This window comes from Nocardia sp. NPDC004573 (genome assembly GCF_053602135.1).
The window spans coordinates 417072-432222 of the sequence record NZ_JBSGDA010000002.1 but is presented as its reverse complement, the minus strand read 5'-3'; the positions used below and the strand labels follow the sequence as shown (position 1 = coordinate 432222).

The window sequence follows — 15151 nt, the reverse complement described above, 5'->3', positions numbered from 1 at the left end:
GCGCCCGGCTAGCGTCGTTCGCCGTCGCCGTTGTCCCGGCCGCGCAGGTAGCGGCCGATCGTGGTCTCGTCCAGAGCCAGTGCCTTGACGATCGATGCCGCGCCGACGATCACCACAGACAGGACGAAAAGCCAACTCACCGAGGTGAATGCCAGCCCCAGCGGACCGAAATGCTCTTGGGCGTTCGACGTGATCCGAGGCAAGAGGACCCGGCCCGCCGCGTGCACCGCGGTCAAGCCGATCGCGGTGAGCACCCCGGACACCCACAACAGACGCCCGGTCAGCGCTCCCTTCGTCAGAAGATAAGGAGCGAGCATCCAGACGAACACCCAGATGACCACCTCGCCGAGCAGGGCGAGCAGCCGACCGGCGTAGCGGATTTGCTCGAGGTCGCGGATCTGCCCCACCAGCCCGGCGGCGAGCGCCACCGCGAGCAACGCGACCAGCCACCGCCACGCCTCTCGCGGACCGATCGCGGGAACCTTCCAGACCGCCTCGTACACCCGCGCGAGAGCCCGCGCGAACGAAGTACCGCCGAGCAGGACCATCAGCAGGCCGACCACACCGAACGCGGCTATCGCCGGATCGGCGGACAGGGATCCGCCGTCGGGATACAGCGTTCTGGAGTCGAAACCGAACTGGTCGTTGATCGTCTTCGCCGGCGCGTGCCAGCCACTGAAGACGGACGCGGCGATCATCACCGGCAACACCGAGGTGAATATCTGGGCGGCAAGCGCCAGCGACCGATCCACCAGTTGGATCTCGGCCAGCCCCTCGATCACGCGGCGCAGCGTCCGGCCGTACGGCGTTCCGCGCAGCCGGCCGGTCGCGGCCTGCGTACGCGCGATGGACACTTCGCGGGCCAATGCCACCGACAATTTCACGGACCGCACCGCGCTCACTGTCCTTCTGCTCGTTTCCGTCAGGATGTCGAATAGTGCGCAATGGTCTCGGTGGAGACGAAACGAACGCTACGCCGACCACCCGGCAACCACGTCGACTTGGTCGATTCCGATGGCAAGCCGAACCCACCCCGACGAGATCGCCGAGCGCCGCGGAAACGGCACATCGGATGGCCTACCTGTGCCAGGATCATCGTGCGAGGGTCACCGATCGACGTATCCGTGGGACCCACGATCCGGTCCCTGTGGAAACGCCGGTGTCCACGCATCGAAGGCGCAAGCGGAATTCTCCACCGAATACGGGAGTAGGCCGATGAGAGCCAGGAAAAGCGTCAGCGGAATTGCGGCGACCGCGGTGATTCTGATCGTGGCCGCTGGGTGCGGGTCCGACAGCGGGTCGAATTCGACGTCGTCGACGAGCGAGACGACGCACGATATGCGAAGCAGTATCGGCGCGACGGCGTCCTCTGTCGTGAGTTCGGCGCTCGATACCGCGCAGCAGAAGATCCAGGACGTGATCAACGCGGCGATCGCCGCCGCGCCGATCACCTTCGACAGTGGAAGCTCGGATCTCGGCGCGGGGGACGTCGCCACCATCAAAGCAGTCGCGATTCCCCTGAAAGGGAACGACACGAAGATACAGGTCACGACTTACGCCCAGGACTCGAATGCCGCTGCCGCCAAATCGCTGGCGAAGGCCCGCGGCGACAACATCGCGGCCCAGCTGGAGTCGGAAGGAATCGATAGGGCGCGCGTCCTTGTCCGCGCCGAGGCCAACCCGACAGCGCCGGACGTCGAAGTCGATGAGGCGAAGATCGAGGTGGTCGCCGGATAGGCGCGAGCACGCGGGCACTTCCGCCGGTGTCATCCAGGGTTGGCGGGTGACGTGTCCGAGGTGTCGGACCGTTGATCCCATCGGGTCGGCTCCGCGGTCGGTCCGCGACCGGAAGACCGTTCCCGACGGTGGCGCGGCGTCACAGGCCCAGTAGCACCGGGCGTCGCGGAATACCGTCGGTCATCAGCGCCTGCAGCAGGGTCGCGAGATCGCGCGGTGCGAACAAGTCGGCGCCGCGGTACCCGGAGATGTCCGGTAATCGCCACCAACGGAATGCCGTGATGTTCTCGGCCGCCAGTTGCTGGTCGGTCAGCGCGCCGCGCGGGGTGAACGACGTGGTCCGGACAAGGTAGAAGTCGTTGACCACGCCGTCGAAACCCGGTGCGTGATCGGGCGCGTGGACCTCTTGATGCCAGATGTGCGGCGGTTCGGCCTCGACCGCGAGGCCGATCTCTTCGCTCAGCTCACGCCGCAGCGCGACGAGCGGTTCCTCTGCGGGTTCGATGCCCCCGCCCGGAGCGGCCCACACCACTGTTGCCGCAGGCTCCGTCACGGAGTGACCGCACAACAGGATGCGGTCGTCGGCATCGAGAACGATCGCGCGCACCGCGTGACGCAGCCGGGGCGAGGACATCACGACAGGCTATCGAGCCCTACTGGTCTACTCTCGACCGCCTACGCGAAGACCTCCCTGGCTCCACCTCGCCGCGCGTGTCTCCGCGGCGTATGACCCGCGCCGCCGGTGCCTTCCCGGCGCGGGTGATGGCCGCACATCGACAGCAACCCGGTCGGCGTCATCGACGACCGGCACCCGACGTGCGCCGCGGCTGATGCCTGCGCCGTGCCGGGCGAGCGACCGGCTTCGGGCTCGGGGTGGGACGGTGCCGGATAACGACACGCACACAACATGTTTCGGCCGCATCACCCATCATGGTGATTACCACGACCCAACACGATGTGCGAAGCGGTGAGCCGATGACCACGACCGATACCCTGCTGTACGGCGGCACCCGATGGGACGAGCGCGGCCGCTGGTGCTACGAGCTGATCCGCGCCGACGGCACGACCGAACGGGTGCCCGGTCCCGGCGCGCGCTTGGCGTTCCGGGTCCGTGACACGGCGCGGTACTGCCTGGGATACCACGGGTTCGGCAGGTTCCCAGGGCGGCGAGCGTGTCCGGATTCCGTGCAAGTCGAGAGCGGCCGGCAGTGTCCGCAGTGCCGGGCACTGGAAGGGTGGACAGCGGTGCACACGCACCGCGGCCCGATTTCCGCACTGCCCGAGCAGATCCGCGATTACGTGTCGCAGCCGCACCATCTCTACATCGCCTATTTCGGTGACGGGTTGGCCAAAGTGGGTACGGCTTCGGCGGTACGCCGGCATCGCCGCCTGTACGAACAGGGCGCGCTCGCCGCACGATTCGTCGCCGACTCGCCGGACGGCTTGCATGTGCGCGAACTGGAGCGGGTGGTGTCGGCACAAGCCGGTTTCCGGCAGGCCGTGGGCAGCGCTGCGAAAACCCGCGTCCTGACCAAGCCGCTGGCTCCGTGGGCGGCAGTGGAGGCGGCGGTAGCCGCCGCAGCCGCCGATGCGCTCGCTGTGCTGCCCGCCGGGACGACGCGGACCGACACCACGTGGTCGGGTGGCAGCGAGTTCTACCGCACCGTCGCGCAGCGAGGCCGCTACGCGACCGTCGTCGATTTCGGCGGGGCGCGACCGGGGGAGTACGTCCTCGACGCGGTGACCGCGCACGGGCACACCATCGCCTGCCTGCACGGATCCGAGTCCGGAGAACTATTGCTGGTCAACGATACTCAGCTCATCGGGCGACGTATCGAGCTCGACGACTCGATCACCGTCGCCCCCGTCGCCGCGCAGACCAGCCTGTTCTGAACCACTCAGCCGCAGTGGCGGACTGCGGTCAGCATCTCGGAGACCTCTTAGAGGCGGCGCTGCCTTTCCCGGTCCACGAGCGGGAGCTCGATTTCATCCGATCGTGCTCGGCTGAAGCTCAGCCGCCCCTTCGTTGGGGCAGTTCCGAGCTGCGGCCGCTGGTACGGACCGTAGGGTTGGCGGCGGTGGCCGTTCGCAGCGCAGCAGGCAGGAGGGTCTTATGCCCCCGAAACGTGGGACCCGTCGTCCGGCACAGGAACGTGCGAAGGCGACCCGCGAGCTCATCCTCGACAGTGCCGCACGCCTGTTCGGCGAACACGGGATCGCCAACACCTCCACCAACCGGATCGCCGCCGAGGCCGGAGTCAGTGTTGGCACTGTCTACCGTTACTTCACCGACCGCACGGTTATGGTGGACAAGCTGATCGAGCGGCTCTTGGAAAATGCCGAACAACGCTTCACCCAGCATGTCTTCGGCCTCGCCGGGCAAACCACCACGGCGCTGGTGGCGTCGATTCTGGAGGTCATCACCGACGAGTTGGCGGCGAACGCACAGTTGATACGTGCGCTCGCGGTCGGGGTCTCGTTCTATGACACCGGCATTCCCGAGCTGGAACTCCGTCTACGTCTTTTCGCCAAGGTGCTGGTCATCCAGCTGCTGGGCCCAGGCGACGACCACAAATACGACATCATGAGCATCGTGTTGGTCAACACCGGGATCGCGGCAGCGCTCCGCGCGTCGGCGTTCGAGATCGACAACCAGCAACGTAGCCGAGCCCTCACCATCACCGCGCGGGCGGTCGCGGCGTGGATCGAAAGCGAACGCACGCAGGACTCGGCATGACGCAGGCCGAACACGGAACAATCGAAACACCGTCAGGTCGCACAACACCCGGGGCTCCCGGGCCGACGTACAGGAGCGAGTAGGTGACCCCGCCGAAGAAAGCGACTCGTCGTCCGATACAGGACCGCGCGAAGGCCACCAGGGAGCACCTCCTCGAAACTGCCGCACGCCTGTTCGGCGAACATGGGATCGCCAACACCTCGACCAACCGGATCGCCGCCGAGGCCGGGGTGAGCGTCAATACCGTCTACCGACACTTCACCGACCGTGCGGTCATGGTCGATGAACTATTGGAGAGGCTGCTGGAAAATATCGAACAGCACCTCATTCGGAGCGTGTCCGATTCCGCCGGCAGAACCGTTCTGGAACTGGCCACCACCGTTCTCGGGGCCATCACCGAAGAACTGGTGGCGAACACTACATTGGTGCGGGCCCTGGCGGGAGGGCTGGCCTACTACCACAGCGGCCTCCCGGAATTCGAACCACGCCTGCGCGCGCTGCTGAAAGTGCTGCTCATCCAGGTGCTCGGCCCCGGCAATGAAAACGACCATGACGCGATAGCGTTCGCACTCGTCAATGTCGGTTTCGCGGCGGCAGTCCGCGCCGCGTTGCTCGATGCCGACACCGGCGAGCGCCAGGAAGTCATCGTCATGACCGCTCGTCTGATCGCAGCAGGGGCCGAAGCCGAAATCGTGGCATCGTCCGGCCGGGGCTGAGCTGGGCCGGCCACCGGCTGCATCGGAATCCGTAATGGCAGGTTCACACGGCGTCGACTTGGATATCGGATCGGCTGCGCTTGGTGAACGTGCGGGCGACGAGCGACGAGCGGAGCTGCCACACTCCCGTGGTGGTGGTGGGATCCAGTCCCGTGACCTGGCTGATGCGCCTGAGCCGATAATCGACGGTGTTGGTGTGGATCTGCAACGAGCGGGCGGTGCGTTGGCGATTGAGGTTGTTGCTGATATAACTTCGCAAGGTCTGGAACAGCTCGGGGTGATCGTCGAGAGGGTCCAGCAGCGACCCGAGACTTTCACGCCCCGGACCCGGCCGGGTCAGCTGATATTCCAGCGCCATATCGGCGAAACGGTATAGAGCGGGGGCACATTGCAGCCGCCGCACCATGTCGAGCAGTTCGTGAGCACGATCCGCTGCACCGGGCACTGCCGTGGCCGACGCTGTGACAACGACCGCTGTCACCGGTACGCGCGCGGCCGCCGACAGCTCGGCGAGCAGTTCGTCGAGGCGCTCATCGCTCAGCGTCGCAGTCGGGATCAGGATCGTCCCGCCGTCCACACTGAGCAGCGCGAGTGCGTTCTCGCCGCAGCGGGTAGCAAGCTCGGCCTGCAGGCGGCGCAGTTTACGGCGGGCGACGACCTTGCCGTCGAGCATCGGATGTAGCTCGTCCGGGTGTTTCGGGACATCCACTGCCAGAACCGAATACTGCTCGGCAATACCTATTCCGTCCTCGCGGGCGGTTGTTGCGGTGGTGTATCCCCCGAGCAATGCGGAGGTCAGAGTATGCACGGCGGTGTGGTGCTCACTGGCGGCCGCCTTGTGCTCACGGACATAGGCGCGGGCGACAGTCGCGCTCATGATGTCGAGCAATTCCACCACCAGTTTCACGCCGTCCACCAGATCGGCGTAGTCCTTCACCGTCGCGTTCGAAAAGGTGAGATCCATACCGAGCTTCAATCCTTCATGGATGGCATGCAGGATCGTGTCGATCGGCACGCCCTCCCGGGCCCACTCGGATGCCGCATCGGCCAGCCGGCCGGTCTTCGCCGGAATATCCTGCCCGTCCAGCATGCCGGCAGACAGTTCGAGGCAGGCCCGGGTGACGTCGTCACCGGGCAGCATGGCGAAGGTCATCGCGTTGTCGATAGAGTGCTCGGCCGGCTGCCGAGACACCTCCTGCGTGCCCTGTGCGGGTATCGGCATCTGATTGCCCGAAGCGGTCAAACCAGTTCGAAGTGCCCCGTTGGCTGTCATCGTCGACTCCCTTCCGCCCAGTTGCTGCGGTTCTGCCGGCCTATGGTGCGGTCGGCCGCCGCGCGTGGCGGCCCAACTCCCACGGCGAACGCATTTCGACCTCTAACCCTTGATCGGTCGGGGTCCAACGATAAGAGGATCTCGAACTCACCTTCCACTCTTCTTTGCCCGACCCCTCGATGTCGGCGAATCGCGACGGTGACATGCGGCGGAGCATCGTTCGTCCCGGCAGTCGTAGAAATTCTCCAGCGATTACGCGCGACGGTTGCTCATTTTTTGCCGTATCGTTCACGAGCCGAGAAGGCAGGAAACCTCGGCCTGGAGTGGTGCTTTCGACCTCCAGCCGATCGGCACGCACTCCCGTGGCCACTCCCAGGACGCGCTGACACAGTCCTGACCGCAGGAGTCAGGGCAGCGACGTTTGATCAGCAGCACGTACTTCGGTCTCGAGCCATGGGCTGATCATCTGAGCGGTCATCGCGATGGCCTCGCGGCGTTTGTGGTCGTCGATCTCCCGGACCGTTGTGCGCACCACCGCCGTCGAGCCGATATCGACCAGCACGTATGCCATCACGTCGTACTTGTGATCGTTTCCCGGACCGAGGAGATGGATCAGCAGCACCTTGACCAGCGAGCGCAGACGTGGTTCGAACTCGGGGACGCGGCTGCCATAGGGTCGGGCTTCGCCGCCCAGCGCGCGCACCAGAGGCGCGTTGGCGACCAACTCTTCGGTGAACAGCTCCAACATCTCGGTGAGCACCTTCGGAACCGAAGGGAGCAACTGGGGAAGCGGGCGCTGCGACAAGTCGGACACCCAGTGTGTAAAGCGCCGCTCCGCGTTTTCGAGAAGGCGCTCGAGCAGCTCATCGACGATTGCGGTCCGATCGGGGAAGTAGCGATGGACCGTGCCGATGCTCAGCCCGGCCTCCGCTGCGATTCAGTTCGTCGAGGTTCCGCTGATTCCACACGCACCGAACAAGCGCGCCGCGGTGTCCAGTATCCGCTCCCTCGTTTCCTTCGCGCGCTGCTGGTCGGGCGCCGGCGCAGTCGAGGAGGCTTCCGCCGCATCACACTTCCCTGTCCGGACCGTCGAAATGAGCTTTGCTCACTTCGACTTCAGCTGTCGAATTTCACTACCGCTTGTTGTAGATTGTTGGACCGTTGAATCGACGGCCGACGTCGGCGGACCGGCCGAAACCAGCGGCGCGCGATGCAGGTCATGGGCCGGCCCACGGAGGTGCTGATGGCGGACGGCCAACTGCCCAGAGGTCGACTGGTGCGGGGCACTCGGCTGGGCCGGCTGGTCGCCGGGCAGGCTGCGCGTGGAGTCGGGACCCGGTTGTCCATGATCGGCCGGCCGGACGAAGCGCGGCAGATACTCGCCGAACGGTCCGCTCTGCAAGCGGCACAGCAAATGGTCGCAGTGCTCGGCGGCATGAAAGGTGCGGCGATGAAGCTGGGCCAGATGCTGTCGGTTCTCGATGTCGACCTCGTTCCCGAATCCCACCGTGAACTGTTTCGGGTGAAGCTCGCCGAACTTCGAGATCGCGCGCCGGAGGTTCCGTTCAGGGCCATGCGGAAGGTCATCGAGGGCGATCTCGGGCCGATGTCCCGAGTGTTCGCCGATTTCGAGGAGACGCCGGTGGCCGCGGCCTCGATCGGCCAGGTGTATCGGGCGAAGTTGCATGACGGGCGCCTGGTAGCGGTGAAGGTGAAATACCCCGGTGTGGACGAGGCCGTCCAGGCGGACATGCGTAACTTGCAGTTGTTCGCCAAACTGTGGAGATCTGTGCTGCCGAGCGCGGCCGACGCCGCCGTCCTGGACGAGATCGCACGCAACATCGGCGGTGAACTCGACTACCTGCGCGAAGCGCGGACTCAGCGGGAAGTCGCGTCGCGCTTCCATGAGCATCCCTTCATCACCGTCCCCGACAGTGTCGGAGAACACTGCACGCACCACGTCCTTGTGACAGAGTTCGTCGAAGGAAGGTCCTTCCCGGAGATACAGGCTCTGCCTGGAGCCGACCGAGATCGGATCGGTGAACTGATCTACCGTTTCTACATCGGTTCGCTGTTCTCCGACTACGAGTTCTGCGGTGACCCACACCCCGGCAACATTCTCCTGGACAGGGACGGTCGCCTCGCCTTCGTGGATTTTGGGCTCTATTACCGGATGAATCCTGCGGACGCCGAGTTCGAGCGCGCGTCCCTGCTCGCGGCCGGGGAACACCGGGCCGAGGATCTGTACCAGGCGTGGGTCGGCCGCGGCATCATCGACCCGGACGCGAGCGTCACACCACAGGAATGCCTGCAATACGTGTGGGCCGCTTCGGGTTGGCATCTGCTCGACGAGGAGATCACGATCACCTCCGAACTGGCCACCGCGGCAGTGGTGCTCGCCGTCGACCCGAGGGCGGATGAATTCCGGGGTATGCGGCATCAGCTGCTTCCGGCTGAGCACGTGTTCTCCAGGCGGGCGGAATTGTTCACCTTCGCTGCCCTCGGCCAGCTCGAGACGACCAACAATTGGCATCGACTCGCCCGTGAATGGCTCTACGGCGAGCCTCCGGCAACCGAGATCGGGCAGGCAACGGCACGGTGGCGTGCCGGGCGACTGTCGGGACCACCTTCTCACCGATGACCCGGTCTTCACCGCGCCACCTGGACATTGATCTGCCTCTCGCCATCTCGTCGTTGCTTCTGGCGGGCGGATCACGGCGGGCCGTGCCACGCGGTCGCGGTGTGTCACAACACTCGTGTTGCCGCCACCACGGGTCGTAGGTTCATCCGACGGGCGGGCGAACTCGCGCCCGATCGGTCACGATGACCGGTTCGGCGGGCTGGTCGGTGAATTCGCTGATGTCGTCGGTGGTGACCTCGAGTACGCAGGCGGTGGAGATGTCGAAAAATAGGCCCGATACTGTCAAGCCGCGGGTGGCGGCGGCCTGACGGATCACCGGGTGGCGTTGCAGCATCTCGAGCTGAACGGCGACGTTGACGATGCTCAGCTGGGCGGTTTCGTCATAACCCGCGGCGGCCGCGACGGCCCGCACCGGGTGCCCAGCACGGTAGGCATCCAGGCTCGGGCGGGCATGGACGAGCCAGTTGTCCAATCCAGGTCCGGTGGAGCTGCCGGTCAGCAGGGCCTTCATGGCACCACAGGAGGAGTGGCCGCACACCACCACGTTGCGCACCTTCAGGTTGTCCACCGCGAAGGACAGGGCCGCCTCGACCGAGGCGTCCGACCCATCCGCGGGACGCAGGTTGCCGACGTTGCGGACGGTGAACAGATCACCAGGACCGCTGTTGGTGATCACATTGGGGACGATCCGCGAGTCGGCACAGGCGAGAAACAGCGAGTGCGGATGCTGTCGGTCCCGCAGCTGATCCAGGTGCGGCCGCATCACGTGGGCGTGGCTGCGATGGTAGGCGACCACGCCGGCTGCGACCGCGTCGCCGCTGCGCTCGCGCCACGGGCCGAGCACCTCGTCGAGTATGCCGCGTGCCCGGCCGCGCCGGGGCGGGCCGGTCATGGCGTGTTCCATGCGCGCGGTACCGATCTCGACGAATTCCACTTTGCCACCGACATTTTCGTGCTGACGGGCCCAGTCGTGGACGGCCTCGTAGGCAGCGTGGTCGAGGAAGTCGACGGTCAGCTCGACAAGCACGTCGGTGCCGGTCGGCACCTTGGCCAGTTCCTTGGTCAGCTTCGGCAGCGCCAGGAACGTGCACGTACCGTCGACGCCGACGATCCACCGGTCGGTCCCCGCCACCGGTGCGGCCTGTACCGGCACCTTCACCACTCGCCACAACAGCATCGCGAACGCCAGCGCCAGCCCGATCAGCACGCCCTCGAGCAGGTTCAGGAACACCACGCCGACCATGGTCACCGTGTACACCACCAGGTCGCCGGTGCGATGGGCGAGCTGGATGTGGGCCAGTTTCACCAGCTGGACGCCCACCACGATGAGCAACCCGGCCAGTGCGGCCTTCGGGACCTGCTGCACGACGCCGACAAGGGCGAGGGAGAACACCGAAATCCATACTCCGTGCAGAATCGCCGAGGCCCGGGTGCGGGCACCGGCGGCCACGTTGGTGGAGCTGCGCACGATCACGCCCGTGATCGGGAGTCCACCGAGCATGCCGGAGGTCATGTTTGCCGCGCCCTGAGCCATCAGCTCGCGGTCGAAGTGGGTGCGCTCGCCGGTGTGCAGCTTGTCGACCGCCACCGCCGACAGGAGGCTCTCCACGCTGGCGATCAGGGCGATGGTAAGCACCGCCGGCGCTACTGCGGCCCAGTTGCCGCCGGGCAGGACAGGCAGGCCGATGGCGTCGAACAGCGAGCTGTCGATCTTGATCCGGTCCGGATTCCCGGGCAGCACCAGCGACAGCGCCGTCCCTACCAGCACCGCGACTATCGGGCCCGGGATCACGCGAATCTTCTTTGGAGCCCGGCGCCAGGCGACGATGATGCCTATGACGATCGCGCCGATGACGAAGTCGTCACCGTGCGCGTTCAGCAGCTGACCGGGAAGTTCGGTGATGTTCTCGAAGGCCGAACTGCGCGACGCCCCGCCCAGCAGCACGTGCACCTGCTGCAGCGCGATGGTGATACCGATACCGGCGAGCATGGCATGCACGACGACCGGCGCTATCGCCAGCGCGGCGCGCGCGATCCGGCTCAATGCGAACACGATCTGCAGCAGCCCGGCCGCAGCGGTGATGAAACACGTTGTCTTCCAGCCGAACTGGTGGATGGTTTCGGCGACGACGACGGTGAGACCTGCTGCCGGCCCGCTGACCTGTAGCAGGCTCCCACCGAGCAAGCCGGCCACGATGCCGCCCACGGCGGCCGCGATCAGGCCGGCGGCAACAGGGGCGTCCGCGGCGATGGCAATGCCCAGCGACAACGGCAGGGCGACAAGGAACACCACTATCGAGGCGGGCAGATCATGGCGGAGGATCGACGAAAGCCGATCACACCAGGGACTTCCCGGTGGAGGGGCCGATATGGGGGTCGCATCGGTGTCGGTGGACATATTTCTCCTTCACCAGCCCAACGGGCCGGTCCGGTCGTTCGAACATGTTCTCCAGGGATCGAAAACAGCTGCGGCACCAAGGTTCCGAGATATGAGTGTCCAACAGCCTCTCAGGCATGGGGTTTTCCGACATCAAGGTACTTGCGAAATCGCAGCGAAAAACGGGCCGAACGGATTTTTGTGACCGGAACTATTTTGAAGGATCGCACCTTCCTCGGCATCACAACGCGCCATCGACGAAAGTTGATGCGAGGAATAAGACTTCGAGTGACGGTGGGTTCGGCGACAAGCCGCGGGAATGTCTTACAACGAGGACTGCACACCTGCTGCACGGTCCGTACGGCATCCACCGCGGACTTCTGACACGCCACGAATTCGGCGAGTGTGCGCACCGCTGTGCAGAAGTATCGCCTGGCAGCACAGGTACCGGGGTTCGGCCCGGCCGGGGCCCCATGGTAGGCGCCGCGATTCTCGGTGCCCGGCGACGAAATGCTACAAGCCATGGACAGAACTATCGTGTACTTTCGGGTCACAGTTATCGGGAATGTCACTGGATACTGTGACGATCTACTACTGTTTCGGAAGGGGTTGGGCCAGAAATCCAAAGTCCGGAAAACGACGTGCAACGGCCGCCCGGTCCGTGATCTCATCGTTCCGTCCCGAACCCGGGAAATTCCCATCAACACGACTGAGGATGACTGCATGAACTCGAGAATTATCCGCCCGCTCGCCGTGGCCGCATTCGCACTATCGGCCACCGCCCTCGGTGTCGGCACGGCCTCGGCGGATGTGTCCGCGGCCACCCCCGTCGCGGGCTCGGTGGAATTGTGTATTCCCATCCCCCTCGGCTCGGCCGAGAACACCTTCTGCCTGCCTATCGGCTAGCTCGAGTGGCACGCGGCGGTGCCGACATGGTCCAGGGTGAGCACAACGGCGCGCTTTCCAGTTCGAAGCCGTCACCGCCGCGCAGCCTGTGCAACAAGATCGAAACAGCGGCCGGCTGAGCGACTGCGGGCATGGCGCACCGGCGACCGCGCATCGGACACCACCCCATAAATCGCTTGCCGCCGAATTAGGAGTTGCATGTCGGCCCTTGATGGCGCGGACGCCACAGTGCTGGCCGCCACCGCGGCGCGCCTGCGCATTGCATTGACCGTGATTTTGCGCCGCACGCGCAGGGATCCGGATGAATGTCGATTATCCGCGACGCAGTGGGCGGTGCTGGGACGCTTGCATCGATGCGGAGCCATGGCCGCTGTCGATCTGGCTCGCCTGGAGATGTTGCGCCCGCAGACGATGCGCAATGTCATCGACGGGTTACGAGACCAAGGGCTGATCATCGGCGTACGCGACCCGATCGACGGCCGCCGCGTGAACCTGATGCTCACCGATGACGGCCTGGCCTGGGTCTGCGGACAACGGGGGCTGCTGAACAATGCTCTCGCGCAAATGCTGTCGGAGAACTGGCCGTCCGACCAACTGAACAAGGTGCATGAAGCGCTGGATCTGCTGGAGAGAATCGCATACGAGTGATCCACGCACGCCGTTCACTCGCCCGCAGCAGGCGACCGCACGCCGATAGGGGCGCTGAACTGCTCACCAGCCGCTCGGCAAGTCAGGTCGAGGCTCCGGCCGACCGTCCTTGTGAACTATCACCATCGCAACTGGCCTGCCCACCCGAAATTCACGTTACCCGGAGTAAACCAATCTTGCGGATCTGATTCTGGTTACGCTGTAGCAATAGTGCAGCTAACGGGGATGGAAGGAAGTTCGACTATGTCTGTCACCTCTCCACGCCGACAAGGGCTCACTGTATCCGGACGGCCCATATCCTCGCCGTTGAAAGACGTGCGGTCCTTGTCACGGCAGATGGTCGGGCACTTCGTCGAAACCGTCGCCCCCTGCGGCACCTTGCCCGGTGACGCGATCCACGGCGACATCACCACCATCACCCGCGTGTGCCTGGAACTGGCCGTCAGCATATTGGACGGCAGCAATATTCCGGAGAAGACCGAACGGCTCGAGAGCGCCGCCGCCCAATGGGCACGCGAGGGCGTGCCCATCGATACCGTCCACCACGCGATCCATGAAGGCTTCAAGATCGGCTTCGACCTGGTGGTGTCCACCGCCTTGGCGCAGCAACGTGCGGCCGGCTCCGCCGACCCCGACCCGATGCTCGCCATCAGCATGGCCGACTACGAAAGCATTCTCGACGGCGCCAAACTGGTCGTCGAAATGCTCGACACAATAACCATGGCGGTCTCGGTGGCCTATGTGCGAGAGCTGCGCGCGGTCGTGTCGGAGCATCACACCGCGGTGCACACGCTCACCTCGGCGCTGCTCGGGGGTCATCCCACCTCCACCATGGCTCGGGAATGCGGCATCGAGGTTTCCGACCACTATCGCGTGATAGCCCTCGCCATTCCGTCGCATCCGGACGAAACCAACCCGATACTGGACGCGAAAGTCGTCGCCCGCCGCAAGCTCCGGCGCGTGCAGGCGGAACTGGCCACCCACTGCGACGACACCGTGCTGTCACTTCTGTCGATCGACGGCGGCACCTTGCTCATCCCCGCCGATCACATCACCGAACGCGCTCTGGAGGAACTGATCGAGCACCTGTCGCATGCGGCCCGCGTGCCCATCACCGCCGCGGTCGTCACCACCGCCACCGACACCGTGCCCGCCGCCGCCGATCAAGCCCATCAGCTCCTCGACATGGTCGCCCGCTTGCGCTCGGAGCCAGGCCTGTATCGCTTCGACGATCTGGCTCTGGAATACCAGCTCACTCGCCCCGGACCCGCCCGCGACCGTGTCGGGTCGCTGCTCGATCCACTGGACGAACATCCTGAACTATTGGAGACCCTGCAGATCCATATCGCGCACAACCTGAACCGCCAGCGCACGGCGCGGCTACTGCACCTACACACCAACACCGTGGACTACCGGCTCAAGCGGATAGGTCAGCTCACGGGATTCGATCCCACCCAGGCAAGTGGGCTGTGGCACCTGCGTTCGGCATTGGTTGCCCGCACTTATCGAGGGTGAGCAGGGTATGAGCACGCCTCGAGTTGAAGATAGTGGAATGTTTGCGCACCGTCGGTATCGATGACGTCGGAAACGGTGTGGAGCATGGTCGACAAGGCAAAAAAGAAACATGGACGACATTCGACGAACTGAAGCAGACGGATTGCGTGCGACATGGCTGCTGTTTCAGGAACATCTGATCTCTATCGTCGCCGTCCACGATGTATCCGGCTCCATGACGATCGCATCCTTCGGTCCCGACGACTTTCCGGATCTCGCACGAGCGCGAGAACTCCTTCCGGAACTCAACGGTTTGTGGGACGCCGTACGCCACGATTTCTGGACCAGGATCATTCCTCCGCTACCACGGTGTCGACAATGGCGATGGCTGTGATCACGACGCTGCGCCCACTGCTGCGCGCCTCGCGGACGCACGCTTGCAGCGACGGCCGACGCACCGCCGGACCTCTTCGAACTCCGCGCAAGGCGGCGGGCGCGTACACGTAGCCGCTACTCGAACTCGTATGGACATGTGTCAGCGGAGATGAGTCGAGAATGCTGGCCAATTGCCGCATGCGCTCGGTCGACGCAAGCCGAGCCGCGATCGGCGATGCGGCAGGTC

14 protein-coding genes are annotated in these 15151 nt (G+C 65.0%); 9 read left to right on the top strand and 5 right to left on the bottom strand.

Annotation, left to right across the window (positions count from 1 at the left end; all coding sequences use genetic code 11):
• Positions 1 to 8: 8 nt before the first annotated feature.
• Positions 9 to 893: a hypothetical protein gene (locus ACWEKR_RS05215; protein ID WP_452353400.1), complete on the bottom strand. Its 885-nt coding sequence runs from the start codon at positions 891 to 893 to the stop codon at positions 9 to 11.
• A 445-nt stretch (positions 894 to 1338) separates the two neighbouring features.
• Here ACWEKR_RS05215 and ACWEKR_RS05210 point away from each other — a divergent pair, with 445 nt between their 5' ends.
• Positions 1339 to 1737 carry an OmpA family protein gene (locus ACWEKR_RS05210; RefSeq protein ID WP_195087352.1) on the top strand — a complete coding sequence of 133 codons (399 nt, stop codon included), beginning with the start codon at positions 1339 to 1341 and terminating at the stop codon, positions 1735 to 1737.
• A gap of 139 nt (positions 1738 to 1876) precedes the next feature.
• Here the strand turns inward: ACWEKR_RS05210 and ACWEKR_RS05205 are convergent, their stop codons facing one another.
• Entirely contained in the window at positions 1877 to 2371 is a 495-nt protein-coding gene (locus ACWEKR_RS05205; RefSeq protein ID WP_452353399.1) for an NUDIX domain-containing protein, read from the bottom strand.
• Between the two features lie 341 nt (positions 2372 to 2712).
• Here ACWEKR_RS05205 and ACWEKR_RS05200 point away from each other — a divergent pair, with 341 nt between their 5' ends.
• The 3 genes from ACWEKR_RS05200 (at position 2713) to ACWEKR_RS05190 (ending at position 5190) form a co-directional block, all read left to right on the top strand.
• Complete coding sequence (locus ACWEKR_RS05200; RefSeq protein WP_452353398.1) at positions 2713 to 3630, top strand: hypothetical protein; 918 nt, start codon at positions 2713 to 2715, stop codon at positions 3628 to 3630.
• 133 nt (positions 3631 to 3763) lie between these two features.
• The gene (locus ACWEKR_RS05195; protein ID WP_452353397.1) at positions 3764 to 4474 is read left to right on the top strand and encodes a TetR/AcrR family transcriptional regulator; all 711 of its coding nucleotides are present in this window, start codon (positions 3764 to 3766) and stop codon (positions 4472 to 4474) included.
• Positions 4475 to 4557: 83 nt separating this feature from the next.
• Positions 4558 to 5190, top strand: a complete 633-nt coding sequence (locus ACWEKR_RS05190) for a TetR/AcrR family transcriptional regulator (protein ID WP_452353396.1) — start codon at positions 4558 to 4560, stop codon at positions 5188 to 5190.
• 43 nt (positions 5191 to 5233) lie between these two features.
• Here ACWEKR_RS05190 and ACWEKR_RS05185 read toward each other — a convergent pair whose 3' ends face one another.
• Positions 5234 to 6463 (bottom strand): PucR family transcriptional regulator, encoded by a 1230-nt coding sequence (locus tag ACWEKR_RS05185; RefSeq protein WP_452353395.1) that lies wholly within the window; start codon positions 6461 to 6463, stop codon positions 5234 to 5236.
• Between the two features lie 406 nt (positions 6464 to 6869).
• Positions 6870 to 7223: a hypothetical protein gene (locus ACWEKR_RS05180; RefSeq protein ID WP_452353394.1), complete on the bottom strand. Its 354-nt coding sequence runs from the start codon at positions 7221 to 7223 to the stop codon at positions 6870 to 6872.
• A gap of 483 nt (positions 7224 to 7706) precedes the next feature.
• Between ACWEKR_RS05180 and ACWEKR_RS05175 the strand changes: the two genes are divergently transcribed.
• Complete coding sequence (locus tag ACWEKR_RS05175) at positions 7707 to 9104, top strand: ABC1 kinase family protein (RefSeq protein WP_452353393.1); 1398 nt, start codon at positions 7707 to 7709, stop codon at positions 9102 to 9104.
• 142 nt (positions 9105 to 9246) lie between these two features.
• On the opposite strand, the gene ACWEKR_RS05170 is transcribed toward ACWEKR_RS05175, so the two are convergent.
• On the bottom strand, positions 9247 to 11502 hold the full coding sequence (locus tag ACWEKR_RS05170) for a SulP family inorganic anion transporter (RefSeq protein ID WP_452353392.1): 2256 nt from the start codon (positions 11500 to 11502) through the stop codon (positions 9247 to 9249).
• Between the two features lie 702 nt (positions 11503 to 12204).
• Between ACWEKR_RS05170 and ACWEKR_RS05165 the strand changes: the two genes are divergently transcribed.
• The 4 genes from ACWEKR_RS05165 (at position 12205) to ACWEKR_RS05150 (ending at position 14923) form a co-directional block, all read left to right on the top strand.
• Complete coding sequence (locus tag ACWEKR_RS05165; RefSeq protein WP_452353391.1) at positions 12205 to 12387, top strand: hypothetical protein; 183 nt, start codon at positions 12205 to 12207, stop codon at positions 12385 to 12387.
• 198 nt (positions 12388 to 12585) lie between these two features.
• On the top strand, positions 12586 to 13035 hold the full coding sequence (locus ACWEKR_RS05160; RefSeq protein ID WP_452353390.1) for a MarR family winged helix-turn-helix transcriptional regulator: 450 nt from the start codon (positions 12586 to 12588) through the stop codon (positions 13033 to 13035).
• Between the two features lie 243 nt (positions 13036 to 13278).
• Entirely contained in the window at positions 13279 to 14550 is a 1272-nt protein-coding gene (locus ACWEKR_RS05155) for a PucR family transcriptional regulator (RefSeq protein WP_452353389.1), read from the top strand.
• 109 nt (positions 14551 to 14659) lie between these two features.
• Entirely contained in the window at positions 14660 to 14923 is a 264-nt protein-coding gene (locus tag ACWEKR_RS05150; RefSeq protein ID WP_195087374.1) for a hypothetical protein, read from the top strand.
• Positions 14924 to 15151: the final 228 nt, after the last annotated feature.